This is a genomic window from Variovorax sp. GW460-12-1-14-LB1 (assembly GCF_059423605.1).
This window is the reverse complement of the sequence record NZ_JBWKYF010000085.1, coordinates 1-23,419: the sequence shown is the minus strand read 5'-3', so window position 1 is coordinate 23,419 and position 23,419 is coordinate 1. Positions and strand designations below refer to the sequence as shown.

Annotated in this window: 26 protein-coding genes and 2 pseudogenes; 23 read left to right on the top strand and 5 right to left on the bottom strand. The window is 63.2% G+C overall.

Annotated elements, in window-relative coordinates; genetic code table 11:
• Nucleotides 1-388: 388 nt before the first annotated feature.
• Nucleotides 389-511: pseudogene (locus AC07Y4_RS28715) on the top strand (transposase domain-containing protein); the annotation flags it as partial.
• Nucleotides 512-602: 91 nt separating this feature from the next.
• Here AC07Y4_RS28715 and AC07Y4_RS28710 read toward each other — a convergent pair.
• Nucleotides 603-1,436, bottom strand: a complete 834-nt coding sequence (locus AC07Y4_RS28710; RefSeq protein WP_057594765.1) for a DUF6502 family protein — start codon at nucleotides 1,434-1,436, stop codon at nucleotides 603-605.
• 336 nt (nucleotides 1,437-1,772) lie between these two features.
• Here AC07Y4_RS28710 and AC07Y4_RS28705 point away from each other — a divergent pair, with 336 nt between their 5' ends.
• The 12 genes from AC07Y4_RS28705 (at nucleotide 1,773) to AC07Y4_RS28650 (ending at nucleotide 12,207) form a co-directional block, all read left to right on the top strand.
• The gene (locus tag AC07Y4_RS28705; protein WP_082322133.1) at nucleotides 1,773-2,054 is read left to right on the top strand and encodes a hypothetical protein; all 282 of its coding nucleotides are present in this window, start codon (nucleotides 1,773-1,775) and stop codon (nucleotides 2,052-2,054) included.
• Nucleotides 2,055-2,455: 401 nt separating this feature from the next.
• Nucleotides 2,456-2,581, top strand: a complete 126-nt coding sequence (locus AC07Y4_RS28700) for a YHYH domain-containing protein (protein ID WP_159275349.1) — start codon at nucleotides 2,456-2,458, stop codon at nucleotides 2,579-2,581.
• 136 nt (nucleotides 2,582-2,717) lie between these two features.
• Entirely contained in the window at nucleotides 2,718-2,993 is a 276-nt protein-coding gene (locus tag AC07Y4_RS28695; protein WP_125948373.1) for a metal-sensing transcriptional repressor, read from the top strand.
• On the top strand, nucleotides 2,990-3,478 hold the full coding sequence (locus AC07Y4_RS28690; protein WP_057594767.1) for a hypothetical protein: 489 nt from the start codon (nucleotides 2,990-2,992) through the stop codon (nucleotides 3,476-3,478). Before AC07Y4_RS28695 ends, AC07Y4_RS28690 begins: the two co-directional genes overlap by 4 nt.
• An 80-nt stretch (nucleotides 3,479-3,558) precedes the next feature.
• The gene (locus tag AC07Y4_RS28685; RefSeq protein ID WP_057594768.1) at nucleotides 3,559-4,686 is read left to right on the top strand and encodes an efflux RND transporter periplasmic adaptor subunit; all 1,128 of its coding nucleotides are present in this window, start codon (nucleotides 3,559-3,561) and stop codon (nucleotides 4,684-4,686) included.
• 1 nt (nucleotide 4,687) lies between these two features.
• Nucleotides 4,688-7,801 (top strand): efflux RND transporter permease subunit, encoded by a 3,114-nt coding sequence (locus AC07Y4_RS28680; protein ID WP_057594769.1) that lies wholly within the window; start codon nucleotides 4,688-4,690, stop codon nucleotides 7,799-7,801.
• Nucleotides 7,794-8,096, top strand: a complete 303-nt coding sequence (locus AC07Y4_RS28675; protein WP_057594770.1) for a DUF3240 family protein — start codon at nucleotides 7,794-7,796, stop codon at nucleotides 8,094-8,096. Before AC07Y4_RS28680 ends, AC07Y4_RS28675 begins: the two co-directional genes overlap by 8 nt.
• A complete protein-coding gene (locus AC07Y4_RS28670; RefSeq protein WP_057594771.1) occupies nucleotides 8,093-9,331 on the top strand; it encodes a TolC family protein in 1,239 nt (412 codons plus the stop codon). Before AC07Y4_RS28675 ends, AC07Y4_RS28670 begins: the two co-directional genes overlap by 4 nt.
• A gap of 52 nt (nucleotides 9,332-9,383) precedes the next feature.
• On the top strand, nucleotides 9,384-10,187 hold the full coding sequence (locus AC07Y4_RS28665; protein ID WP_082322132.1) for a HupE/UreJ family protein: 804 nt from the start codon (nucleotides 9,384-9,386) through the stop codon (nucleotides 10,185-10,187).
• Between the two features lie 24 nt (nucleotides 10,188-10,211).
• Complete coding sequence (locus tag AC07Y4_RS28660) at nucleotides 10,212-10,562, top strand: DUF6488 family protein (protein ID WP_057594773.1); 351 nt, start codon at nucleotides 10,212-10,214, stop codon at nucleotides 10,560-10,562.
• A gap of 31 nt (nucleotides 10,563-10,593) precedes the next feature.
• Nucleotides 10,594-11,040 carry a hypothetical protein gene (locus AC07Y4_RS28655; RefSeq protein ID WP_159275297.1) on the top strand — a complete coding sequence of 149 codons (447 nt, stop codon included), beginning with the start codon at nucleotides 10,594-10,596 and terminating at the stop codon, nucleotides 11,038-11,040.
• Between the two features lie 42 nt (nucleotides 11,041-11,082).
• Nucleotides 11,083-12,207 carry a nickel/cobalt efflux protein RcnA gene (locus AC07Y4_RS28650; RefSeq protein ID WP_057594774.1) on the top strand — a complete coding sequence of 375 codons (1,125 nt, stop codon included), beginning with the start codon at nucleotides 11,083-11,085 and terminating at the stop codon, nucleotides 12,205-12,207.
• 14 nt (nucleotides 12,208-12,221) lie between these two features.
• Here AC07Y4_RS28650 and AC07Y4_RS28645 read toward each other — a convergent pair whose 3' ends face one another.
• Nucleotides 12,222-12,386: a hypothetical protein gene (locus AC07Y4_RS28645; RefSeq protein ID WP_159275296.1), complete on the bottom strand. Its 165-nt coding sequence runs from the start codon at nucleotides 12,384-12,386 to the stop codon at nucleotides 12,222-12,224.
• 403 nt (nucleotides 12,387-12,789) lie between these two features.
• On the opposite strand from AC07Y4_RS28645, the gene AC07Y4_RS28640 reads away from it, so the two are divergent.
• The 8 genes and pseudogenes from AC07Y4_RS28640 (at nucleotide 12,790) to AC07Y4_RS28605 (ending at nucleotide 18,086) form a co-directional block, all read left to right on the top strand.
• Nucleotides 12,790-13,113 carry an ArsR/SmtB family transcription factor gene (locus tag AC07Y4_RS28640; RefSeq protein WP_057594776.1) on the top strand — a complete coding sequence of 108 codons (324 nt, stop codon included), beginning with the start codon at nucleotides 12,790-12,792 and terminating at the stop codon, nucleotides 13,111-13,113.
• A gap of 11 nt (nucleotides 13,114-13,124) precedes the next feature.
• Entirely contained in the window at nucleotides 13,125-13,604 is a 480-nt protein-coding gene (locus AC07Y4_RS28635; protein ID WP_057594777.1) for an ArsI/CadI family heavy metal resistance metalloenzyme, read from the top strand.
• Between the two features lie 10 nt (nucleotides 13,605-13,614).
• Entirely contained in the window at nucleotides 13,615-14,118 is a 504-nt protein-coding gene (gene arsN2, locus AC07Y4_RS28630) for an arsenic resistance N-acetyltransferase ArsN2 (protein WP_064262385.1), read from the top strand.
• Nucleotides 14,111-14,620, top strand: coding sequence for an arsenate reductase ArsC (locus AC07Y4_RS28625; RefSeq protein WP_057594779.1), 510 nt, complete (start codon nucleotides 14,111-14,113; stop codon nucleotides 14,618-14,620). The genes arsN2 and AC07Y4_RS28625 overlap by 8 nt, the downstream gene beginning before the upstream one ends.
• Nucleotides 14,617-15,105 (top strand): arsenate reductase ArsC, encoded by a 489-nt coding sequence (locus AC07Y4_RS28620; RefSeq protein ID WP_057594780.1) that lies wholly within the window; start codon nucleotides 14,617-14,619, stop codon nucleotides 15,103-15,105. Before AC07Y4_RS28625 ends, AC07Y4_RS28620 begins: the two co-directional genes overlap by 4 nt.
• 4 nt (nucleotides 15,106-15,109) lie before the next feature.
• The gene (gene arsB, locus AC07Y4_RS28615; RefSeq protein WP_495275466.1) at nucleotides 15,110-16,168 is read left to right on the top strand and encodes an ACR3 family arsenite efflux transporter; all 1,059 of its coding nucleotides are present in this window, start codon (nucleotides 15,110-15,112) and stop codon (nucleotides 16,166-16,168) included.
• The gene (gene arsH, locus AC07Y4_RS28610; RefSeq protein ID WP_057594782.1) at nucleotides 16,158-16,871 is read left to right on the top strand and encodes an arsenical resistance protein ArsH; all 714 of its coding nucleotides are present in this window, start codon (nucleotides 16,158-16,160) and stop codon (nucleotides 16,869-16,871) included. The genes arsB and arsH overlap by 11 nt, the downstream gene beginning before the upstream one ends.
• Before the next feature lie 43 nt (nucleotides 16,872-16,914).
• Nucleotides 16,915-18,086, top strand: a pseudogene (locus AC07Y4_RS28605) (MFS transporter).
• A 69-nt stretch (nucleotides 18,087-18,155) separates the two neighbouring features.
• Here the strand turns inward: AC07Y4_RS28605 and AC07Y4_RS28600 are convergent.
• From AC07Y4_RS28600 to merR, 3 genes are all read right to left on the bottom strand, one after another.
• Nucleotides 18,156-19,340 (bottom strand): MFS transporter, encoded by a 1,185-nt coding sequence (locus tag AC07Y4_RS28600; protein ID WP_057594783.1) that lies wholly within the window; start codon nucleotides 19,338-19,340, stop codon nucleotides 18,156-18,158.
• A 208-nt stretch (nucleotides 19,341-19,548) separates the two neighbouring features.
• Nucleotides 19,549-21,498, bottom strand: coding sequence for a cytochrome c/FTR1 family iron permease (locus AC07Y4_RS28595; protein ID WP_057594784.1), 1,950 nt, complete (start codon nucleotides 21,496-21,498; stop codon nucleotides 19,549-19,551).
• Between the two features lie 336 nt (nucleotides 21,499-21,834).
• Complete coding sequence (gene merR / locus AC07Y4_RS28590; RefSeq protein WP_057594785.1) at nucleotides 21,835-22,227, bottom strand: mercury resistance transcriptional regulator MerR; 393 nt, start codon at nucleotides 22,225-22,227, stop codon at nucleotides 21,835-21,837.
• 65 nt (nucleotides 22,228-22,292) lie between these two features.
• Between merR and merC the strand changes: the two genes are divergently transcribed.
• Together merC and AC07Y4_RS28580 are read left to right on the top strand one after the other, a co-directional pair.
• Nucleotides 22,293-22,715 carry an organomercurial transporter MerC gene (merC, locus tag AC07Y4_RS28585; protein WP_082322131.1) on the top strand — a complete coding sequence of 141 codons (423 nt, stop codon included), beginning with the start codon at nucleotides 22,293-22,295 and terminating at the stop codon, nucleotides 22,713-22,715.
• On the top strand, nucleotides 22,712-22,948 hold the full coding sequence (locus tag AC07Y4_RS28580; RefSeq protein ID WP_082322130.1) for a GDCCVxC domain-containing (seleno)protein: 237 nt from the start codon (nucleotides 22,712-22,714) through the stop codon (nucleotides 22,946-22,948). Before merC ends, AC07Y4_RS28580 begins: the two co-directional genes overlap by 4 nt.
• The last annotated feature ends 471 nt before the right edge of the window (nucleotides 22,949-23,419 follow it).

Below are 23,419 nucleotides of genomic sequence, written 5' to 3'. Positions count from 1 at the left end.
TTAGGGTTATCACGTGGGTCAGATTTAGATGGAAATCACACCGCCAACTGGGTCACTTCTAGATGGAAATCAACACTCTGGACCTTGGATAAAGTGCAAGGGCGCTGGCATCGATCTGCTGAATCCGAATTTCCGCTGAGATCCCGTGTCGCGCCTCCGGCCGCTAGCTTGTGCCCAGAGGAGTAGCTAGCTCAACGGGGTGCCAAAGTGCGGCAGAAGGTCTTCAATGCGGCTTTCTGTTGATTGGGAAGTCGGGTGAAACGTCTTTCAGATACGCGAGGAGTCGTGACCGTTGAGCTCTGCCGACTATGCCGACCGCAGAACTATGCCGAGCGGCCTCGCTTCTTCCCGGACGCATCGTAGGCCGCATGTGATCGGTTCGGCATAGTCAGCGCGGCTCAACGGGCATGAGCCGTGGACGTATCTGAAAGACGTCCAGATGCGACTGCCGACACAACTTGACAGTCGCATCGACGAACTGCTCGCGCACAACTGGCGGCGCGCAGACTGATTCCGTGACGAGTGAGTCTCGAATAGCAGCAATGCCGCGAGGGCTCTATGCAGCGGACCAGATGCAAGCATTTGGCGTCGCGTCGTCGTGTTCAGAACGGGGCACTGCTCTTCGGCGGATGTGCTGGCGGGGAGCCTTCGTCGTCCTCGTAGTAGGTGTAGATGCCAACGCGGATGCGTCCCGTTGCGCCGGCTGGGGCGCGGTCGACTGCCTGTGCCATTTCCTGAGCCAACTCATGGTGCAGGGTCGACCAGCGGGCCCGCACCAGTTGCTGGACCTGCTCGCATTCCTCCAGCGTGAGCCCGCGCGCATACACCGCGCGTTCGAGCATCTTCGGCTGCTTGTCCAAGGCGTTGGAGACGGCTGCTAGCAGGTGGTCACGGCCGTTGTCGGCCAGGAAAGCGAGCATGGACTGTAAATCTTCCTCCGGCACAAAGCCGTCGCTCGTGAGCTCGGCCATGCCATCGCGTTCGCTCACCACGTTCAAACGGATCAACTCATCCAGAATGGCGCGGTGGTGCACGTTGCCCCGACTGCTCATGCGTGCCACTGTCTCAAACGACGGGGCTGCGTTGCGCGCTGAGATCGGCAGATTCCGAAGGGAAGCGTCCTGCATGCACATTTGTAACCACAACGTGAAAGTCCTGGCTGCGGCCGACATCTCCGTATGAGGCAGTGGGTCTGCCGTGGCCCGAATCTTGGCGGTCACGGCTTTGCGGTTCAGGCCCGTCGTAATGGACAACTGGCTGAGATTGGGCTCAACAACACCTTCGTTGCGCCACAGACGCTGCGCCTCCTCGATCAGGAGGTCGCGCAGCAACTCTTCGAGATGGGGATGCTTGGCCCCCATGGCGAGAGCGAGCCTAACCATCGGACGGAAGATGCGAGCGCAAGCTGCGAGGGTCCAATCCAGTCGCTGGTCCATGGCATGCGTACGAAAGACGTAGTCCTTATGTTACTCGGGTTGACTCTCGCAGTGGGGGGGGGTCGACCAGCCACTAGTCCAGCGAGAGAGTTCGCGCTAGCATGAAGGACCATCTGCAGTGAATTCCAGGATGCAGCAGACCAAGGGGAAGCGCGTGGCGGGGAGGTAGGCCGTTCGGCCGATTTGATTCAAGTGGCAAAGTCGCTTGAATCGCTTCTTGGCAACGGGGCGAACTGGCTGAGCGCCGTATCGGCGCCTGCCTCCTATGAACGAGGGCCGCCTGAGAAGGCTCGCATTGGATCAAATGTGCATCCAAGAAACGACGAAAGTGGAGGTATGCCAAAACACCATAGTGCGACGATCACCTTGAGGCTTCCAATCGGGATCGATGCCGATGCCGAGATAGCTGCTTTGCGCGCTGCCGGCATCCCGGTTGACGCACTCGGCAACGCGGAGCGGGGCTTTCTATTCGTTCGGGCCGGCAACAACTGGAAAAACCGCGCCAACATCTTTCGATGGTTCGCGGGCAGGATCGAGCAAGACCTGCGCAGGAACGACACCAAACCTCATCACCGGCAGCATGGGGTGACACTTGCGAGCCTTGGCCACCATCGCTAGATGCCCGCCGGGCCGGTGATTAGCAAGGACGATCCCTGGAAGGGCACAAAAGCTGTGATCCCGTACTGAGTGTGCCGCGTGCGTCCGTGACGATGGTGCCCACCAGGGCATTACGCTCGTTGGCGCGGTTTCGAGAACAAGATGGATTGGCTGGACGGTCACGATCTACCTGCTTGGTATCCAAGCCTCGTGGTAGACGTTGATCGCGTAGGTCGAGGTTCCGGCGGCGCAGTCATCGCGCTCGTGACGATCTGCACCATCAAGGTCGGCCCAGTCGAAATAAACCGGCACCCGTTTTGGTGAGCGACACCGACTTTGCGCTCTCACGGGCAAACCCCTAACGGCCAGGTCTGATGCTCGCTGAGACTCGGCCTTGCCCGCTTTTGGGTGAGGAGAACAAGATGAAGCAGATCGCATTCGCATTGATCGCTCTGGTGCTGAGCGTTGGGGCCTGGGCCCATTCCGGCGGTACGGACAAAAACGGCTGCCACCAGGAAAAGGCAACTGGCACCAGGCACTGCCACTGAGTCGACTGTTCCAGGCGGGCAAGAGACAAGAAGGACTCTGGCTCGCCATGTCGGTGAGAGGCACGCCACGACGAATTCCCCTTCGCAGCGCGTGCCCCTTTCGACCATTTCGCATCCCCCCTGATAGGATATGGCGGTGCACGGCGAACACCTACACCAAAGTCACCCGGATCTGGTCAAGCGCCTCAAGCGCGCAGACGGGCACCTGCAGAACGTCATCGAGATGATGGTGAGCGGGCGCGACTGCGCGGATATCGCGCAGCAGTTGCACGCGGTCGAAAAAGCGATCAGCGCTGCCAAGAAACTGCTGATCCACGATCACCTGGATCACTGCCTCGAGGAGATCGCCAAGTCGCCTCGCGACTTCGGCACGGCCATCGCCGAATTCAAAGACATCACGAAGTACCTGTGACCGCGCGTGCCTTCCAGCTGTCGGAGTCAATCCCCCCTGCCAAGGCCGGGGTGATGCTGCTCATGCGCTGGTTGCTGGTGCTAGTCATTGCCGTGGACCTGATCAGTTCCCCGTTCCACGCGCATCACCACGAGAGTGGCCCGGAAGGCTACTCGAGCCACGCCGGCCTGCTGGATGTGGGCCACTCGTCCTTCGAGCAAGCAGCTCCAGACGACGACCTTTCGCTGCATGTCGACTCAGACAATGCGGATCACGGTAGCGGCCACTCGATGTCAGCGCTTCAAGGCGCCCCGATCCAGCTCGCCAGCCCAGACTCCGCGCCGAAGTTCCTGGCGCTCGTTCCTCTGCTCGTTTTTGTCGGGCTCCTTGCGCAGCCTGCGGCCGAAGCGCTGGTGCGCTGGCGTACTGGTCGAGAGCGGGTGCCCATCCCGCTGTTCCGAACAGTTCCTCCTGACGGCCGCGCGCCGCCCTCACTCCACGTTTGAAGCCTTGGTGGCGCCGTTGCGGCGCTGCCTTCTCCTCGTCGCCTGACTGCGCGACGGGATCGCTTTCTCGTGGAGTTTCTATGTCGTATTTGCTCGCCCGCCGTACCGCGCTCGGCTGCGCATCCAGTTTTCTCTTGGTGGCCAGTGCCATTGCGGCGACGCCATCGAACGCCGAATTTCCGGTGTCCGCCGCACAGATGCAGGCACTCGGCATCACGCTCGCCCCGCTGGAAAAGCCATCGGCGATCAGCGGCATGGCTTATCCCGCGCGCGTGGTGGTGCCCCCCAGCGGCAACCAGGTCATCAGCGCCCCGTTCGGCGGGCGGGTGGAAGAGCTGCTCGTCGACGAACAGCAGCCCGTCAAGGCCGGCCAGCCGCTGCTGCGCCTGAGCAGCCCGGAGTACGGCGACCTGCAGCTCAAGCTGCTGGAGGCGGCCAGCAAAGCCAAGCTCACCGGCCAGACCGCCGCACGCGAACGCCAACTTTTCTCCGAAGGAATCATCCCGGAGCGGCGGGTGCAGGAAGCCAATGCCGCCAATCAGGAGGCCACGGCCCGGCTGCGATTTGCCGAAGCCTCATTGCGCCTCGCCGGGGTCGATCCCGCAGCCATTCGGAAGATGGGCGACGCTGGCAACCTGCAGGACGGCCTCGTCGTGCGAGCGAGAAGCGCCGGGACGGTCGTTGGCCTGGATGTGAAAGCCGGACAGCGCGTGCAAGGTTCCAACTCCCTGCTGCGCCTTGTCAACACGTCGCAGCTCTGGCTCGATATCCAGATTCCATCCGATCGCCAGCAGCAGGCGCTCTCGAGCAAGACCGCCGGCTCGATCACGGTGGTCGGGCGCGAAGCCAGCGCGACGCCGATGTCGGTTGGTGCCACGGTGAGTGACAACCAGACAGTCACGCTGCGTGCCCGGGTGGTGGGAGGCGGCGAGCTGCTGCGTCCGGGCGAAGTCGTACAAGTCAAGGTCCCGTTCGCGGAGAACACCGCAGGCTGGGCGCTGCCCCTGCCGGCGATTGCCCGTCAGGACGACAAGGCCTACGTGTTCGTTCGAACCGAAAAGGGCTTCGTCGCGCAGCCGGTCAATGTCATCTCGAGCGCAGGCCAATCGGTCCAGGTCACGGGCAACCTGCGCGCAGGCCAGCAGGTGGCGACCGGTTCGGTGATCGCATTGAAGGCGGCATGGCTCGGCAAGAGCGGAAGCAACTGACATGCTCAACCGCCTTGTTCAGTTCGCGCTATCGCAGCGTCTGTTCGTGCTGCTAGTGACCGCTCTGCTTGCGGGCTTTGGCTGGTACGCCTTCCGCAACCTGCCGATCGATGCCTTTCCCGACGTGTCCAGCACGCAGGTGAAGGTCATCATGAAGGCGCCCGGCATGACGCCGGAAGAAATCGAGAGCCGCATCGCCGGCCCGATCGAGGTCGAGATGCTCGGCATCCCGCAGCAGCGCATGCTGCGCTCGGTGTCCAAGTACGGCCTGGTGGATGTGACGGTGGACTTCCAGGACGGCACGGACATCTACTGGGCCCGCCAGCAGGTGTCCGAGCGCCTGGCCAACATTTCGGCCGATCTGCCCGCCGGTATCAGCGGTGGCATGGCACCGGTCACCACGCCGCTCGGCGAAATGTTCATGTTCACCGTGGAGGCCGACGGGATGTCGCTGGAGGACCGGCGCAGCCTGCTCGACTGGGTCATCCGTCCGGCCTTGCGCGCGGTGCCGGGCGTGGCCGACGTGAACGCGTTGGGCGGCAAAGTGCGCAGCTTCGAGGTGGTGCCCGACCCCGTCAAGCTGTCGGCGCTCGGCGTCTCGACGGCGCAGCTCAAGAGCGCGATCGAAGCCAACAACCGCAACGACGGCGCAGGCCGGCTCGGCGAAGGCGGCGAAGTGCTACTGGTGCGCAGCGAAGGAAGCATCAAGACCGCAGACGACCTGCGCGCGATCGTGGTCAGCCGCAAGGATGGCAACCTGGCTCGGCTGGGCGACGTGGCGCAGGTGCGCGACGGCAGCGTCACGCGCTACGGTGTCGTCACCAAGGACGGCAAGGCCGAAGCGGTCGAGGGCCTGGTGCTCGGGCTGGCGGGCGCGAATGCCCAGAAAGTGGTCGAAGGCGTGACGACGAAGCTCGAGGAGCTCAAGCCCACCCTGCCCAAGGGCGTGGAGATCAAAGTCTTCTACAACCGCGCCGAGCTCGTGAAAAAGGCTGTCGGCACGGTGTCCACCGCGCTGATCGAAGCGACGCTCATCGTGCTTGTCCTACTGGGCGCCTTCCTCGGCAATGTGCGCGCGGCCGTCGCGGTCGCAGTGATCTTGCCGCTGTCTGCGCTGAGCACCTTCATCCTGATGCGCGCAGGCGGCATGTCGGCCAACCTGATGAGCCTGGGTGGCTTGGCCATCGCGCTGGGCATGCTGGTGGACGCCGCGGTCGTGGTGGTCGAGAACATCGTGCAACACCTGGGGCAGCAAACCGCCAAGGGAAAACTGCCGCGGCTGCACGTCGTGCTGCGCTCCGTGCGCGAGGTGTCGGTGCCGGTCTCGGCCGGCATCCTGATCATCATCACGGTGTTCCTGCCGCTGCTGACTTTGCAAGGCTTGGAAGGCAAGTACTTCGTCCCCGTGGCGATGACCATCGTCTTCGCGCTGATTAGTTCGCTCGTGCTATCGCTCACGGTGATCCCGGTACTGTCGTCCTTCCTGCTGAAGAAGGCGGCGCATGAAGAACCTTGGCTGCCGCGCAAGCTGCTCAAGCTTTACGAACCCGCTCTGGGGTGGGCGCTGAGCCACCAGCGTGCGGTGTTCATCGTCGCAGGACTGATGCTCGTAGTGGCAGCCGGCGTCTATACCCAGGTGGGCAAGACCTTCCTGCCGGCGATGGACGAAGGCGACATCATCGTGGGAATAGAGAAGCTGCCTTCCGTGAGCTTGGAGGAAACCGCCGCACTGGACCTCAAGATCCACCAAGCCCTCATGAGCCAGATCCCGGAGATCACCGGCGTAGTGGCGCGGGCCGGCTCCGACGAGATTGGCCTGGACCCGATGGGCCTGAACCAGACCGACACCTTTCTCGTTCTTAAGCCGCGCGCCGAATGGAAGATGGCCAACAAGGATGCGCTCATCGCCCGGATCCGCGAGGTGCTCGACCAGATGCCTGGCATCAGCTACAGCTTCACTCAGCCGATCGACATGCGCGTGTCAGAAATGATCATCGGCGTGCGCGGTGATCTCGCCATCAAGATTTTTGGTCCCGAGCTCGACAAGCTCAACGAGCTGGCGGGCCAAGTCGAGACGCTGATGAAGACGGTGCAGGGCAACCAGGACGTGTACACCGTCGAGAACGACGGCGTTCAGTACCTGCGGGTGGTCGTCGACCGCCTGAGCGCGGGACGCTACGGCCTGTCGGTGGAAGACGTGCAGGATGCCCTGCGCGTCCAGATCGAGGGCCAGCGCGCCGGCACCGTGATCGACGGCAACCGCCGCATTCCGATCGTGATTCGCGGGCCCGACAGCGTGAAAATCTCGCCGGCGGAGTTTGCGGCCCTGCGCATCACCACGCCCGATGGCCAAAGCATCCCGCTCGAAACCTTGGCCACCCTGACGCGCGAGAGCGGCCCTGTGAAGATCGACCGCGAGATGGGCAGCCGCTACAGCGTGGTGATCGCCAATGTCACGGGGCGGGACCTGGTCGGTTTCGTCGACGAGGCCAAGGCCAAGGTAGCTGCGCAGGTGGAACTGCCCACCGGCTATCGCATCAGCTGGGGTGGCCAGTTCGAGAACCAGCAGCGCGCCGCGGCGCGGCTCACCCTCGTGGTGCCGCTGGCGATCGGCTTCATCTTCCTGATCCTGTTCACCACCTTCGGGTCGGTACGCCAGGCGCTGCTGGTGCTCAGCAACATCCCGTTCGCGCTGGTGGGCGGCATCGTCGGGCTCTGGGTCACCGGGGAGTACCTGTCGGTGCCGGCCTCGGTAGGCTTCATCGCGCTGCTTGGCATCGCGGTGCTCAACGGCGTGGTGCTGGTGAGCTACTTCAATCAGCTGCGTTCCGAGGGGCATGACCTGCTCACTTGCGTCACGCAAGGCGCCCGAAGGCGCCTGCGGCCGGTGCTGATGACGGCGGCGATCACCGCCTTCAGCCTGGTGCCGCTCCTGTTCACCAGCGGACCGGGCTCCGAAATCCAGCGCCCGCTGGCGATCGTGGTGATCGGCGGCCTGATCACGGCCACCGCCCTGACGCTGATTCTTCTGCCACTGCTGTACCTGCGTTTCGCCCACGCCCGAAGCGAAGGCAGCAATGGCGACAGCCCTGTCTTGGAGGTGCGCCATGCATGAGTACTGCCTGAATCTGATCTGTTCGCCCACCGTCGAGGAGAAGTTGCTCGACGTTCTGCTGGAAAGCGACGAGAGCGAAATCTTCACCAGCATTCACGTTCACAGCCACGGCGCTGAGCATGGACAGTTGAGCGCTCGGGAACAGGTCATGGGCCGCAGCCGCGCCATGCAGATCCAGGTCCTGTTGAGCCAAGAGGCCCTGATGCATTTGCTCGAACGTGTTCAACGCGAATTTGCCGGCACCGGCATCCGCTACTGGGCCTCCCCCGTGGCCCACGAGGGAGAAATCAAATGAAGTTGTGGACCGGGATCGCAATGATCGCCTGGGCCCTGCCCGCATACGCCGACAACCGGGCGACGCCAGCCGACTTGCCGCCGACGGCCTCGGTGCGGCAGTGGATCGCGCAGGATCCGGCTGTTCAGGAAGCGCGCAGCGCCCTGGCGGCCGCAGGTCACTCCTCAGCGATGCTCGCCGCTTCGCCCAACGAATGGACGACACGGCTTTCCTTGCAGCGTCGCAACTACGATGGCGGCGGACCGGCCTCCAATGAGTGGAACGCGCAACTGGAGCGACCGATCCGCGTCAACGGCAAGGCGGATCTTGACCGGCAGCTCGGCGAAACGGAGCAGCTCATCGCACAGGCCAAGCTCAGCGAGGCCGTCCGCGAGGCCGCCCGTTCGTTGCTGGAACTGTGGATCGACGTGCTTTCTGCGGCACAGGCCCAGAAGCTGTTCCAGGAGCAACAGGCCTTTGCGCAGACCAACCTGCGAGCTGTGGAGAGTCGCAAGAAGGCCGGCGATGCGTCGGCACTGGATGTCAGCGTCGCCATGGCGGACTTCGCGGACATGGAGCGCCAGGCAAACCAGGCGGACTCCAACCTGGCCAAGGCGCGCGCCAAGCTACGTGTTCGCTTCCCAGGTGCGCAACTGTCTACGCAATCGATGGCTGATCCGCTGCCGCCTGGAGACACGGAATCCCTGTGGCTGCAGCGGGTGCTTGATGCCGCCGCTCCACTGCGTGCCGCTGAAGGACTGCTGCACAAAGCTGAACTTGCGGCTTCGCGCGCTTCGGCTGACCGTGTGCCCGACCCGACTGTCGGTGTCTTCGCGGCTTCGGAGGCGTTTCGCAAGGAACGCATCGTGGGGGTCAGCATCAGCATTCCGTTGAGCGGCACCTATCGCAACGAGCGCATGAAGCAGGCGCTCCAAGAGGTCGAGATGGCCCGCGCGGCCGTCGAGCGGCAGCGCCGCGAATTGGGGGCCGCAGTGGCCGAGACCTACGCGGACGCCACCGGCAATCTCACCCGCTGGCAACTCGCCGAGCGAGGCGCAACGGCCACCGGCGAGAGCGCTCGGCTCACGCAACGCGCGTACTCGTTGGGAGAAGCGGACCTGCAATCGCTGCTGCTGGCCCGGCGCCAGTTCCTCGACGCTTCCCGTGCAGCACTCGAGGCCCGTGCCGATGCGCTGCGCGCGAACTATCGGCTCCTCATCGACGCGCACCTGATCTGGGACCTGGCGCTCGAGTGAGCGCGCCTTGTCTCGCCCATCTTCCAAACCTTTGTCCATTGAAAGAGATCTGATGTTGATCCCTCACCGGAAACTCGCTGTGCTGGCGCTCGCCGTGCTGGCGCTGCTGATCGGCCTGCCTTTTGACGTTCTCGCCCACGGCATCTCCGAGGCCGACCGCCAACGCATGCTCAGCGGCGGCTACCTGCAGTACGTCGGTCTCGGCGCCACGCACATGCTCACCGGTTACGACCACCTGCTGTTCCTGTTTGGGGTGGTGTTCTTTCTCACGAGCTTCAAGGACGTGGCCAAGTTCGTCACCGTCTTCACGCTGGGCCACTGCATCACCCTGGTGTTCGCGACGTACTTCAAGATCACCTGGAACTACTACCTGATCGACGCCATCATCGCGATCAGCGTCATCTACAAGGGCTTCGACAACAACGGCGGCTTCCAGAAGTACTTCGACATGAAGTCGCCCAACCTGCTGGTTGCGGTGTTCGGCTTCGGGCTGCTGCATGGCTTCGGGTTATCCACACGGCTGCAGCAGCTGCCGCTTGGCGACGACAGCACCTCGATGCTGATCCGCATCCTGAGCTTCAACCTCGGCGTCGAGATCGGCCAGGTCGCCGCGTTGGCCGTGATGGTCGCGCTGCTGGCGCTCTGGCGTCATCGCCCATCGTTCCGGCGCTTCAGCTTCGCCGCCAACCTTGCACTGGTCTACGCCGGCATATTGCTGCTGCTCATGCAACTGCATGGCTACCAGCACGACTCAGATCCCAATGGTTTCCGTTTCCCCGACCAAGAGCACAACCACGCGCACGAGGACATGGAGATTGGAAAGACTGCCGATCCTGGCAGGGATTCCCTCGACTAACCATCATCAAGAAAGGATGACCCAATGAAGAAGATCGCGATGGCCCTGGCCTCGTTTGCAGCCCTCGCCGGCGCCGGTTCCGCCATGGCCTCGGAGGGCGGCAGCTGCCACTTCCACGGCAACACGCCAGCGTCGGAAAAGATCGCCGTCGATTGCGCCTCCCAGCGCAAGGCCTCACTGGTCAGCGGCGGCAAGCTCGACAAGAGCTGGGACGCCGTGAAGGTGGAGAAGGTTGAACAGATCGACGGCAAGAAAGGCAAGGAGTGGAAGGTGAGCTTCAAGAACGCAGCCGTCACGCAAGCCGACAAGAGCACGCTCTATGTCTTCCTCAGCCTGCCAGGCAACTACATCGCCTCGAACTTCTCCGGCAAGTAAACGTCGAGCTGGCCGCGCACCGGGAATCAGCATGACCTTCAAACGCGGCTGTGCGCTGAGTGCGCTTGCATGTGTCCTCGGCGTGCTTTCCGGCTGCGTCACCATCTACGAAGGCAAATACGCCTTCAACGACGGCTGGCGAATGGCCCGGGTGGAGGAAGTCGGCACTGCCTCGACGATTCGTGGTGCTGCGTTGAGCGATTGCCGCAGCACCGCCACAACCGAGCAGCTGGCGACAGGCACATTCGCGTTGCTTTCGTATGTTGACTTCGGCCATCTGAGAAGACGCATCGCTGTCCTGCCTGCCCATACCCACTTCGAAGCGGGCGATGCCGCGTACGTCAAGTTGCGAAGCTGTTCTGGCGACGTGGCGCGCAGTTCCACTAGCCCGCACAGAGTCCCTGGGATTCCATTGCCTCATCCCCTCGGGGGGGATAGGATACTTCAACCAAGCCAAGCCACGGCAAGTGGTAGTTGAATGGCAAACATCACTCCGTGCCAGCGCGAGTAGGACGTCAAATTGGAAAACTTCGCTCAACTTCTTCAGGCCGGAAACGCCTGGGTCTTCATCCCGTCCGCCATCCTTCTGGGTGCCCTGCATGGCCTTGAGCCCGGGCATTCGAAGACGATGATGGCTGCGTTCATCGTTGCGGTCCGAGGGACGGTTGGACAAGCCGTCTTGCTTGGACTTGCGGCAACGCTCTCGCACACCGCTGTCGTCTGGGCCGTCGCCATGGGTGGTCTCTACCTCGGGCGCAACTGGAGTGCCGAGGAGACCGAGCCCTATTTCCAGGTGGCTTCGGCGGTGCTGATCATCGCGATCGCGCTCTGGATGCTCTGGCGGACCTACCGCGAGCAGCAGCGCGAGCGAATCGAGACAGACCATGATCATCACGGCCATGGCGAAGAGAAGCGCCGCATCGATACCGGCCATGGCATCGTTGACCTGGAGGTCTTCGAGGATGGGGTTTCGCCTCGATTCCGCGTCCGATTCGAGGGACATGACACCGTGCCGCAAGGCCAGACTGTCGCCATCGATACGGAACGCGCTGGCGGGGAGCGCCAGGCGTTCGTTCTAGCCAACAAGGGCAGCTATCTCGAATCAGTCGACGAGATTCCCGAGCCGCACGAGTTCACGGTCAGGCTGTCGATCGCGCATGGTGGCCACGCACACAGCTTTGATGTGGAGTTTGTCGAGCATGGCCAGGGCCATGATCATGAGGGACACGGCCTGGATGTCTCGGATCCCGGTTTTCAGGACGCGCATGAACGAGCGCATGCCAACGACATCAAGCGTCGCTTTGCGAGCCGCAATGTCACCACCGGGCAGATCATTGGTTTCGGGCTCACGGGAGGCCTGATTCCCTGTCCTGCGGCCATCACAGTGCTACTACTGTGCCTGCAGCTCAAGCGCTTCACGCTCGGAGCGTCCCTCGTGCTCTGCTTCAGCATCGGCTTGGCGATCACGATGGTTGCCGCGGGCGTCGTCGCTGCCTTGGGTATGAAGCACGCGTCGAAACGCTTCTCTAACTTCGGAGCATTCGCGCGCAGGGCTCCTTATGTGTCGAGCGCCCTGATCATCCTGGTCGGGCTCTACGTCGGCTATCACGGTATTCAGTCGTTACATGCAGCCGGTGTGGTGTAGAACCAGAGTTGGGGTCAGTCCATCGTGACGACTTTGACGTAGAGTTCGACAACCACCCAGCCGATCAAAGCTGCGGCGCCGATGATCAGCAGCACCGATACGACAGTCCGCTCGAGATGACGAAAGGTGACCCGGATCTTCGAGCGACCGCCTGAAGACTCATCCGACAGGCGTTTCATGCCGGTCATTGTGATCGTTTGCCATCCAGCGTAAAAGGCACGCGCGCACAGGTGTTTTTCGCTTGCCGTGCCACTCCAGACCAGGAGCACCTTGTGCAGCTACCCCCACCCAATCGGTCCTGTCGCATGGCCCGGCGACGCGTGAGGTCGCAGGTGATCTTGAGCAGCCCGCACGCGATGAGCGAAAGCGAGATCCAGCCGGCGGCGAGGAGCGCGCCGCGGATCGTCAGAGTGATGGCCGCGGCCGTGTTTGCCCGGCACGATGCGCCGGCGGCCAGATGTGGGGTTGGCATGGCGCATCCCATAGGCCGGTAGCGAGTTGCCCTCCCCCTGAACTCCTGCACCGACTCTCATCAGTTCACAACTTCTTGAAATATTTCCATGATTCAACTATTATTGAATCATGGAAGAAAAGGCCGTCATTCAAGCTCTGGCCGCCCTGGCCCAGCCCGTTCGCCTTCAGGTCTTTCGGGCGCTTGTCGTTGCTGGTCCTGCTGGACTCACGCCAGGCGTACTGGCGGAGCAGCTTGGCGTGCCATCGACCAGTCTCTCGTTCCATCTCAAGGAGCTGACGCATGCCAACCTGGTCAGCCAGGAGCGTGACGGCCGCAACCTGATCTATCGCGCGGTGTTCGAGCAGATGAATGCATTGCTCGGCTACCTCACGGAGAACTGCTGTCAGGGCGAGGCATGCCTCGTCGACGGCGCCACTGCCTGCGACTGCTGAAGGAGAAACCCATGAAGCGCTTCCACGTTCACCTGCACGTCGATGACCTCGCCAAGAGCATCGCCTTCTATTCCAACCTGTTCGCGTCGCCGCCAGCACGCGTCGAGGCCGACTATGCGAAATGGATGCTCGACGATCCACGCGTTAACTTCGCGATCTCAACGGTCGGGCATGGCAAAGGCATCGACCACCTCGGCATTCAGGCTGAAGATGACGCGGAACTGGCCGAGCTGAAGGCGCGCGGCCAAGCCGCCGACCGCACCCTGCTCGACGAGGGTGAGACCGTGTGCTGCTACGCGCGCAGCGAGAAGCACTGGGTCACCGATCCGCAGGGGATTGCATGGGAGCACTTCCAGACCTTGGACGGCGCCGTGCCGGTCTACGGTCAATCCAAGTCCACCGCCAAGGCCGAGTCCGCTTGCTGCGCGCCTGGTGCTGCCCGAGGCATCCCGGTCAACGTGTCGGTCAGAGGCACGGGCGCCTGCTGCTGAGGGCTGCGCCATGCCCCAAGAACCTTCCGATTCGCTGGTCAGATCGCTGTTTGTCCGCGCAGAGGCCGCGTCTCTCGCGCCGGTGCAGTCCCTTCTTCGGGATGCCGGCCTTCCCGAAGCCGATCTTCGAGAAGAGCACATGGAGGCCTTCTTCGTGAGCCGCGCGGGAGACGAAGGGATTCTTGCCTGTGTCGGTCTGGAACGGTTCGGCGACACCGCCTTGCTTCGCTCTCTTGCAGTTCGCGCTGATGCGCGCGGCCATGGCGTGGGCGATCAGGCCCTGAAGACCATGGAGGCCTTCGCCGCGTCGAAGGGTGTGAATCGCCTCTGCATCCTCACCACCACGGCAGAACCTTTCTTCGAAGCCCGAGGCTTCGAGCGATGCGACCGCACGGCGCTGCCGGCTTCCGTGCAGGCCAGCAGCGAATTCAAGAGCCTGTGCCCGGCCTCGGCCGTGTGCATGTTCAAAGAGATCAACCCCACTTCCTCTACCGAGAAACATCGTCATGGCTGACAAGACCTACAACGTGCTGTTCATCTGCACTGGAAACTCTGCACGCTCCATCCTGGCCGAGGGCCTGCTGAACCATCTGGGCGAAGGGCGATTCAAGGCCTACTCGGCCGGCAGCCATCCCACGGGCAAGGTCAACGCCTATGCGTTGCTCACGCTGGAAAAGATGCACCTTCCTACCACTGGCTATCGCAGCAAGAACTGGGACGAGTTCGCGAAGTCGGATGCGCCGGCGATGGATTTCGTTCTGACCGTCTGCGACAAGGCTGCGGGCGAGGTCTGCCCGGTGTGGCCCGGTCAACCGATGACGGCGCATTGGGGCGTTGCGGACCCCGCGGCCTTTGAGGTGTCGGACGAAGCCACCGAGCGTCAGTTCATGGACACGGCTCTCACGCTGAAGCGCCGGATCGAGTTGATGCTGGCTTTGCCTCTGGCTCGGCTCGACTCGATGGCCATCCAGCGCGAGATCCGCGACATCGGCAAGGTTCAAAAGGCTGCGCAATGACGCTGAACGTACTCATCCTCTGCACCCACAATTCGGCCCGCAGTGTGCTGTCCGAAGGCATGCTCAACCACTGGGCTCAGAAGCTCGGCAAGGACGTGAAGGCGTTCAGCGCCGGCAGCGCGCCCAGCGGAAAGATCAACCCGTTCGCCATCGACGTGCTGCAGGCCGCCGGCGTGAACACCGAGGGCTTTCGCAGCAAGAGCTGGGACGAGTTCGCCACGCCGGTCATGCATGTGGTCATCACGGTCTGCGACAGCGCGGCACAGGAAACCTGCCCGTACTGGCCTGGCACGCGTGTCAAAGTGCATTGGGGATATCCGGACCCATCGAATACCGAGGGTGGCGATGCCGCCAAACGGCAGGCCTTCGAGCTCACGCGTCAGGCGATTTCCTATCGCATGCTGCAGCTGCTCGCTCTCGAGAACCCGGAAGCAATGAGCGATGCCGAGCTGCAAGAGCGGCTGACGCGCATCTCCGCGAACTGACATCATGAGCGCTGTCATTGAAAGTCCGCGCGTCAGCGCGGCCCCCATGAGCGTGTTCGAGCGCTACCTGACGGTGTGGGTGTTCCTCTGCATCGTCGTCCGCATTGCGCTGGGGCAACTGTTCCCGGCCGCATTCCAGGCGGTGGGCCGCCTCGAGGTTGCCAAGGTCAACATCCCCGTGGGCGTGCTGATCTGGGTGATGATCATCCCGATGCTGCTGCGCGTCGACTTCGCAGCCCTCGCGCAGGTGAAGAACCATTGGCGCGGCATCGGCGTGACGTTGTTCATCAACTGGGCGGTGAAGCCGTTCTCCATGGCCTTCCTCGCCTGGTTCTTTGTGCGCCAGGTGTTCGCCGGCTCACTGCCCGCCGACCAGCTCGACAGCTACGTAGCCGGCCTGATCCTGCTGGCCGCTGCGCCTTGCACGGCGATGGTCTTCGTTTGGAGCCGGTTGACCGGCGGTGATCCGGTCTTCACGCTGTCGCAGGTCGCATTGAACGACGCCATCATGGTGTTCGCTTTCGCGCCCATCGTCGGCCTGCTGCTGGGCCTGTCGGCCATCACGGTGCCGTGGGACACGCTCATCACGTCGGTGGCGCTCTACATCGTGCTGCCGGTGATCTTCGCGCAGGTGCTGCGCAAGCAACTGCTGAAGGGCGGGCCCGCGGCTTTCGAGCGCGCCATGCATCGCATCGGGCCGTGGTCGATTGCGGCGTTGCTGCTGACGCTCGTGCTCCTGTTCGCATTCCAGGGCGAGGCCATCATCAAGCAGCCGCTGGTGATCGCGATGCTCGCGGTGCCGATCCTGATTCAGGTGGTTCTGAATTCCGGCCTGGCCTACTGGCTCAACCGCAAGCTTGGCGAGAAACACAACATCGCGTGCCCATCCGCACTGATCGGCGCCTCCAACTTCTTCGAGCTGGCGGTGGCCGCCGCCATCAGCCTGTTCGGGTTCCACTCTGGCGCGGCGTTGGCCACCGTGGTCGGCGTGCTGATCGAGGTGCCGATCATGCTGGCCGTGGTGAAGGTGGTGAATTCGTCGCGAGGTTGGTATGAGTCGTGAGCTTCCGAACGTAGACCCCGAGTTGTTCGAGAAGGCGGATCTGGATCTGCTGCTGCCGGCGCAGCGTGCGACGCACGCTCCGCGCATCCTTTTGCTCTACGGCTCGGTTCGCGAGCGCTCCTACAGTCGCTTGCTGACTGAGGAGGCCGCGCGGCTTCTTCGCGCCCTCGGTGCCGAGACGCGGATCTTCGACCCGCGCGGCCTGCCGCTGCCCGACGGCGAACCCGAAGACCATCCGAAGGTGCAGGAGCTGCGCGATCTCGCGCAGTGGGCCGAGGGCATGGTGTGGACCTCGCCCGAACGCCACGGCGCGATGACCGGGATCATGAAGGCGCAGATCGACTGGATTCCGCTGGCCGTCGGCTCGGTGCGGCCCACGCAGGGAAAGACGCTCGCGGTGATGGAGGTGTCGGGCGGCTCGCAGTCGTTCAACGCGGTGAACCAGCTGCGCGTGCTGGGCCGCTGGATGCGCATGATCACTATCCCCAACCAGTCGTCGGTGGCCAAGGCGTTTCTCGAGTTCGACGACGCGGGCCGCATGAAGCCCTCGCCCTACTACGAGCGCGTGGTCGACGTGATGGAGGAGCTGGTGAAGTTCACGCTGCTCACGCGTGACTGCGCGGCCTACCTGGTTGATCGCTACAGCGAGCGGCGCGAGAGCGCGGAGGCTCTCTCGAAGAGAGTCAACCTGCGCAGCATCTGAGCGAGGCGAAGCCAGGGTGCAAAGCAGGACCACGACGACAGTGATGCTGGGCGTGGCCCAGACCTTGTCGTGGGCCTCGTCGTACTATCTTCCGGCGGTCTTGGCCGGCGCCATCAGCAAGGACATCAGCGCCAGCACGTCCACGGTTTTCGGCGCCTTCTCGGTGGCGCTGCTTGTCGCGGCGGGCATCGGGCCCGTCGCAGGCCGGCGCATCGACCGCATGGGCGGGCGCTCGGTGCTCATCGCCAGTAATCTGGTGTTCGCGGCAGGGTTGACTGCACTGAGCCTGTCCACGCATGCTATTCACGTGTTCGCTGCTTGGGCGTTGATGGGTCTTGCCATGGGAAGCGGGCTCTACGAGGCCGCGTTCGCCACCGTGGTCCGCTTGCACGGTCAGGATGCGCGAAGAGCCATCACCGGCATCACCCTGTTCGCAGGGTTTGCGAGCACCGTGGGGTGGCCGTTGTCGGCGTATCTGGAAAGCACCGTCGGCTGGCGCGGGGCGTGCCTTGCCTGGGCGGCCATGCACCTGCTGATCGGCCTTCCACTCAATGTGCTGCTGCCACGCGCTGCCCGGACCGATCGGGCTTCGAAGGAGGCAACTGTCGCCAACAAGGGCGTTGGCGCTGGTCTTGCGCCAGCGCAGCAGCGCCGCGCCGCTTTTCTGATGGCCTACGTCTTTGCCGTCATCTGGTTCATCAGCACGGCAATGGCCGCGCATCTGCCGGAACTGTTGCTCGCCAGTGGTGCCACGATGGCCGCGGCAGTTGGCATCGCCGCCTTGGTCGGCCCAGCTCAGGTGGTGGGACGGGTGATCGAGTTCACTTTTCTCAAGCGTGCGCATCCGCTGTTTTCGGCCCGGTTTGCCACGCTGGCCACCCGCTGGGCGCTCTCTGCCTCGGCCTGCTCGGCACTTCGGCCGCCGCCGCTTTCGCGGTGCTGCACGGCTTCGGAAATGGCATCCTGACCATCGCCATCGGGACGCTTCCGCTGGTGATCTTTGGTGCCGAGGGCTACGGGCAGCGCCAGGGATTTCTGATGGTGCCGGCGCGCGTCGTGCAGGCCGGGGCACCGTTTCTGTTCGGCATCGCGGTGGAGCGATGGGGCGACAGAGCACTGTGGTTCTCCGCTGCCCTTGGCCTGTCCGCTTGCTTTGCACTGGTGATCATGACTGCTGATATGAAAAAGACCGCTCTTGCGCCCGAGTCTTGCTGAAATCAGTGTTCCGAAAATCGGAATGCCCCCATGGCACAGCCATCAGCGCCTGCTCGCTGTCCCACTTGCCTATCGGCGATGCCACGCCAACCCCGCGAGCGCCATCACGCAGAAGGCCGCGCCGGCATGGAACGTGACGGATGCGCCGAGCTGATCCCACAGCAGGCCGGCAACCACGCTGGCGGCCAGCATGGCAAGGCCGCTGACCAGATTGAAGAACCCGTAGGCGGTGCCACGCAGGTCCGCGGGCGCTGTGTCCGCCACCATGGCGGCCAGCAGGCCTTGCGTCACGCCCATGTGAATGCCCCAGAGCGCGACACCCGTCAGGACGACGCCCCAGTGATTGCTGGCGGCCAGGACCAGATCGGCCGCGATCAGCACGATCAGGCCGAAGGCCAGCAGCCGGGTGTGGCTCATACGGTCGGAGAGCTTGCCGAACGGATAGGCCGACAGCGCATAGACCAGATTCATCGCCACCATCACGAGCGGCACCAGCGCCATCGGAATGCCGCCTTGTTGGGCGCGCAGCAACAGGAAGGCCTCGCTGAACCGAGCCAACGTGAACACCGCACCGATGACCACCACCCACCAGTACGAGGCGCCGAGGCGCTTCAGGTTCTCGCGGCAGATCGGGTTGATGCGCTTTTCGGCTTGTCTATGCGCCGGCTCCCTCAGGCCGAACGCGAGCAACGCGACGGCCATCAATCCGGGGATCACCGCGACCCAGAAAACGGCCCTGAAATCGTTGGCCCAGAGCAGCATCAGGCCGACGGCCAGCAGCGGCCCGAGGAAGGCCCCGAGGGTGTCGATCGACTGGCGCAGGCCGAAGGCCGCACCGCGCAGGTGCGCCGGTGTGATGTCCGCGACCAGTGCATCGCGGGGTGCCCCGCGGATCCCCTTGCCGACCCGATCCAGCAGCCGCGCCGTCAGCACAACGCCCAAGGTGGAGGCCAGCGCGAACAGCGGCTTGGTCAGCGCGCCCAGTGCGTAGCCGAATACGGCCAGGCCCTTGCGCTTGCCGAGATAGTCGCTCAGCGTTCCCGAGAAGACCTTGACGATCAGCGCCGTGGCCTCAGCGAGCCCTTCGATCAGTCCGACCGTGAGAGCGCTGGCCCCGAGGGTGGAGACCATAAACAGCGGCAGCAGGCTGTGGATCATTTCCGAAGAGATGTCCATCAGCATGCTGACGAAGCCAAGTATCCAGACACCGCTCGGGATCTGACGCAGGATCGGGAGATCGTTGCGAGTTGCCATGTGGATCTTCTTGGGTGTGCGCAGAGATACAGCGCATTCTGGCTGTGCAGCGAGTCAACACCGCATCCGTCCCGTTGCAATCAGTTGACCAGGGCATCCGATAGGTTTTCTGGCGCGCCAAGAACGCGCGCAGTTCGACCATTTCGCTATGCTCGCAAACTTCAGCAACGCGCAATTCCTTCGCGTTGATGACTTACGGCCAACTACTTCATGCTGACCGAGGCTGTCGTGCCCTTACCGAGTTCAGCGCAAAGCCAGCCAGCGCAATGATCAGGACCACAGCCTGCGCGACGGTGGTCTCCGCCGACGGATAGATCCCGAGGACCTCGATGCGGAGCCAGTGGATCGGGCTGGCGCTGAGCCACCCCGCCTCTTGGAGACCGGCAACGCCCTTGCCCGCGAGCACCACTGCGAGCACGGCCACCAGGATCGAGCTGAGGCTGAAGAATTTGCCGATGGGCATGCGAGCGCTCGTGCGCAACATGAGCCAGGCGACGGCCGCGAGGATGGCCATCCCACCCAGCAGGCCACCGAGCAAGGCGCCGTTGTTGCCATCGCCGGCCAGCGCCGAGTAGAACAGCACCGTCTCGAAAACCTCGCGGTAGACGGCAATGAACGACAGCGCGAACAATGCCCATGCCGAGCGGCGCGTCATGGCTGCGGAGAGCTTTTCCTTCAGATAGGCCTGCCATTTGCCGGCGGTGCTCTTCTGGTGCATCCAGAGGCCGACACTCAACAGAACGATCGCGGCAAAGAGTGACGACACCCCTTCGGTCACCTCACGGCTGGCGCCGCTGATGCTCACGAAGTAGGTTGCCGCGGCCCAAGTCAGACCGCCGCACGCGAGCGCCACGATCCAGCCACCATGGACGTAGGCCAGAACATCGCGCCGTTCCGCCTTCTTCAGGAAAGCCACCATGCCGACGACGATCAAAAGTGCTTCCACGCCTTCACGAAGCAAGATGGTGAGCGAGGCGATGAACGTGGTCAGAGGGGCGGCCTTGTCCGCCCCCAACTCGCTGTCGACCTGTGCGAAGAGGTAGTCCAGCTTCTGTGCGGTCGCGTCGGCTTGTTCCAGCTTGCCGCTGGCCAGAGCGCCCCGATAAGCCAGCATGGCGTTCTCCACTTCCGTGAGGAGCGCCTGGTTGCGTGCGCGCAGTGCCGGCTCGAGCGGCTCAAAGCCATCCAGATAAGCAGACAGACCCAAGCGCGTCGCGTTGGCCTGGTCGCCCGCGCGCGCTGCGGCGAGACTCTCCTGAAGCCGCGCACGGGCCAAGCCCAGCCCGCCTGAACCGCTCGTGGCAACGGTCGCTTCCGGGTGGCTTCGAACGTAGGCGGTGAGATCGCGCGCTGCGTCTGGAGACATACGCTCGGACACAGCGACCTCGGTCAAGGTGGCAGCGGCCGCCAGGTCGGGAAAGACGGCCTTGGCGGCAGCATCTCGCCCCCATGCCTGTTCACCACGCGTGCGCATCGCATCGTCGTGCGACAGCGTTCCAGCGAAAAATGCCAATGCCCACCGATCCTCGTCGGGGAGCGTCGCGAAACTGGGCATCGGCGTACCGGCGACGCCTTGAGAAACAACCTGGTAGAGCGCCAGCACGCTGCGCGAACGTGCCCGGTCGCGATCGGTGAACGCGATCGGCGGCGGAGTCAGCTTTGCGCCGAGTGGGCCATCGCCCCGGCCGGTCGCCCCGTGGCATGCGGCGCAGTTGGCTTCGAACAGCACCTTGGCGCGCATGAGATCCGGCGGCCTGGATGGCGAGAGCGGGAACGGGTATGCCTTGACCAGCGCTGCGGCCAATGAATGGGCACTGTCGGCCACGGCCTTCGCGTCGGCCTTGGCCGCGATGAGCTCGCTCAGCGCCGTGGCTTGGCGTTGCAGATCCGCAAGTGCCGGCGTGCTCGGCAGCGCGGCGAGTTGCTGCCCTGCCGTCGCGGCGAACTCCTTCATTTCCTCGTATTCGCTGGCGCTCTGGACCTTGCCGTCACTCACCGCGCCGCCGTAGTCGACCGCGAGGTAATCCAGCAACTGCCAAGTCTGCTTAGCCTGGTCACTCGCCGCGGAGTCCGCAGCCCAGGCAAGAGAAGACGACCAGAGCGCGAGAAACGCGGCCATGGCCAGGAATCGCCTGGCGCAGATTGAGAGCATTTTCATGTTGTAGTAGTGCTATTGATTCTCATTTTATCGAGGGCTCGCATCGCTGCCTGGGTAATTGGACGAACGTGATTGCATGCCGCCGCGCAAGAACATGAGGCGGGCCGCACAGCCCGGGAAATACCCCCCCTCAGCTGTTGTCGACCCTGGTCGCAGCAGACGCAGGCCATTGAGAACGCCCCCAAGACAGGCGCCCATGTCGGCAGGATCACAAGCCACAAGCTTGCGCGGTCAGTGAATGCGAGAGCCATGAAGATGGCCTTCCAGCGCATTGAGCTGCGCCTCCAATTCGGGCGAGCAGATGCCAAGCTCCTTGATGATCGGTGCCCACCAAGGCTATTGCTGCAGCGCAGCGATCAGCGGGCAACACATACTGGCGCGGCTCGCGCAGCAGTCGTCAACCAAGGTCGCCAAGACCGACTCGATGCGATGTAAGTCCATCAGCTTGGCGCGCACGTCGGCAAGTTTTTGCTCCCCGAGTTGGCGAGCGTCACCGCAATGGGTGCCATCTTCCAGTGCCAGCAATCCGGCCACCTCATCGAGGTTGAAACCCAGGCACTGCGCAGACTTCACGAATCGAACTCTCGCCACATCTTTCTGGCCGTATCGACGGATGCCGCCGTAAGGCCGGGCTGGCTGCGGCAGCAGCCCCTTGCGTTGATAGAACCGGATGGTCTCCACGTTGACCCCCGCGGACTGCGCGAATACGCCGATGCTGAACTGGTCCATGACGCTTGACTCCGTACTTGACTACGGAAGTATTGTGGGCTTTTCGAAAGACATGGAGACAGTCAATGGAATGGATCGCACGGTTTGCCGACAAAGCCGGAGCCCTGGGCAGCATCGTCTCGGCCGCAGCGTGTCCAGCATGCTTTCCGGCCTTAGCGAGTCTTGGCGCTGCGGCGGGCCTTGGCATCTTCAGTGGCTACGAAGGCCTATTTCTCACCACGCTGCTGCCACTGTTTGCGGGCATTGCACTGGTCGCCAATGCCGTCGGCTGGCATCGCCATCGGCAGTGGTATCGCGGCTTGGTGGGCATGATTGGCCCAGCAATGGTGCTCGTGTCCATGCTGCTTTTCTTCGGCCGGTGGTGGACTGCAGAATTGCTGTATGCCGGGTTGGCCTTGATGGTCGGCGTGTCGCTGTGGGACCTTCTTTCGCCAGCGCACAAGCGATGCAGTGGAGATGGTTGTGAGAGTGGGAGAGTGCGCCAATGACGCAAGGACAAGGCGAGCACAGCGCAGTCGTTTTCGACTCCGTGCTGACATGCCCCCACTGCGGCCACGCAAAGCGTGAGGCAATGCCCGTGGACGCCTGTCAATTCTTCTATGAATGCGAGAACTGCAAAACCTTGCTTCGCCCCAAATCCGGCGACTGCTGTGTGTTCTGTTCGTTCGGCTCGGCGAAATGCCCACCAATCCAAGCGCAGCAAAACTGCTGCAGTCCATAGCGCACACGTGCAACCTCGCGTTCCGCAATCCCGCCGCGTCACTCTCCGGGCTCGCGGCGAGGCGGCACGGCAGTCGATGTCGCCACCGTCTGGTGCGAGCTTCAATCGAACTGCAGCGTCACCGCATTCCGCTTGATATGTCACAGCCATTGCCGAAAACCTTGCAGCGAAACTTCTTTGGGCGATTGCTGCAGACCCTGGGGTTCAGCCGCGTTGTGCGCCTGATCACCAGGCAGAGCGGTCGTATTGCAAGAACTCCTCATTTCACGGGGTTAGCGCGTCACTGTCTCATGGGTTCTCTTCGCGACCTACGGCGCCCAGTTCCACAAGAAGTGTGGAGCCGCACCTGCTGAGGAAGCCGCCCTCGGCACTCGTTGCTCAACAGGCCCGCTGACGACTATCTTTCACCATACGGAATGGTGCCGTCTCGCATCGCCTGAAGGGTCTCTTTGCGAACTTCATCCCGTGTTT

Bases quoted from the DNA above. Each gene is read 5' to 3' on its own strand.
- AC07Y4_RS28670 (WP_057594771.1), top strand. From the start codon at position 8,093: ATGAAGTTGTGGACCGGGATCGCAATGATCGCCTGGGCCCTGCCCGCA.
- AC07Y4_RS28595 (WP_057594784.1), bottom strand. From the start codon at position 21,498: ATGAAAATGCTCTCAATCTGCGCCAGGCGATTCCTGGCCATGGCCGCG.
- AC07Y4_RS28710 (WP_057594765.1), bottom strand. From the start codon at position 1,436: ATGGACCAGCGACTGGATTGGACCCTCGCAGCTTGCGCTCGCATCTTC.
- AC07Y4_RS28625 (WP_057594779.1), top strand. From the start codon at position 14,111: ATGGCTGACAAGACCTACAACGTGCTGTTCATCTGCACTGGAAACTCT.
- merR (WP_057594785.1), bottom strand. From the start codon at position 22,227: ATGGACCAGTTCAGCATCGGCGTATTCGCGCAGTCCGCGGGGGTCAAC.
- AC07Y4_RS28705 (WP_082322133.1), top strand. From the start codon at position 1,773: ATGCCAAAACACCATAGTGCGACGATCACCTTGAGGCTTCCAATCGGG.
- AC07Y4_RS28680 (WP_057594769.1), top strand. From the start codon at position 4,688: ATGCTCAACCGCCTTGTTCAGTTCGCGCTATCGCAGCGTCTGTTCGTG.
- AC07Y4_RS28660 (WP_057594773.1), top strand. From the start codon at position 10,212: ATGAAGAAGATCGCGATGGCCCTGGCCTCGTTTGCAGCCCTCGCCGGC.
- AC07Y4_RS28675 (WP_057594770.1), top strand. From the start codon at position 7,794: ATGCATGAGTACTGCCTGAATCTGATCTGTTCGCCCACCGTCGAGGAG.
- AC07Y4_RS28635 (WP_057594777.1), top strand. From the start codon at position 13,125: ATGAAGCGCTTCCACGTTCACCTGCACGTCGATGACCTCGCCAAGAGC.
- AC07Y4_RS28700 (WP_159275349.1), top strand. From the start codon at position 2,456: ATGAAGCAGATCGCATTCGCATTGATCGCTCTGGTGCTGAGCGTTGGG.
- arsH (WP_057594782.1), top strand. From the start codon at position 16,158: ATGAGTCGTGAGCTTCCGAACGTAGACCCCGAGTTGTTCGAGAAGGCG.
- arsN2 (WP_064262385.1), top strand. From the start codon at position 13,615: ATGCCCCAAGAACCTTCCGATTCGCTGGTCAGATCGCTGTTTGTCCGC.
- arsB (WP_495275466.1), top strand. From the start codon at position 15,110: ATGAGCGCTGTCATTGAAAGTCCGCGCGTCAGCGCGGCCCCCATGAGC.
- AC07Y4_RS28620 (WP_057594780.1), top strand. From the start codon at position 14,617: ATGACGCTGAACGTACTCATCCTCTGCACCCACAATTCGGCCCGCAGT.
- AC07Y4_RS28600 (WP_057594783.1), bottom strand. From the start codon at position 19,340: ATGGCAACTCGCAACGATCTCCCGATCCTGCGTCAGATCCCGAGCGGT.
- AC07Y4_RS28580 (WP_082322130.1), top strand. From the start codon at position 22,712: ATGACGCAAGGACAAGGCGAGCACAGCGCAGTCGTTTTCGACTCCGTG.
- AC07Y4_RS28655 (WP_159275297.1), top strand. From the start codon at position 10,594: ATGACCTTCAAACGCGGCTGTGCGCTGAGTGCGCTTGCATGTGTCCTC.
- AC07Y4_RS28645 (WP_159275296.1), bottom strand. From the start codon at position 12,386: ATGAAACGCCTGTCGGATGAGTCTTCAGGCGGTCGCTCGAAGATCCGG.
- AC07Y4_RS28665 (WP_082322132.1), top strand. From the start codon at position 9,384: ATGTTGATCCCTCACCGGAAACTCGCTGTGCTGGCGCTCGCCGTGCTG.
- AC07Y4_RS28685 (WP_057594768.1), top strand. From the start codon at position 3,559: ATGTCGTATTTGCTCGCCCGCCGTACCGCGCTCGGCTGCGCATCCAGT.
- merC (WP_082322131.1), top strand. From the start codon at position 22,293: ATGGAATGGATCGCACGGTTTGCCGACAAAGCCGGAGCCCTGGGCAGC.
- AC07Y4_RS28640 (WP_057594776.1), top strand. From the start codon at position 12,790: ATGGAAGAAAAGGCCGTCATTCAAGCTCTGGCCGCCCTGGCCCAGCCC.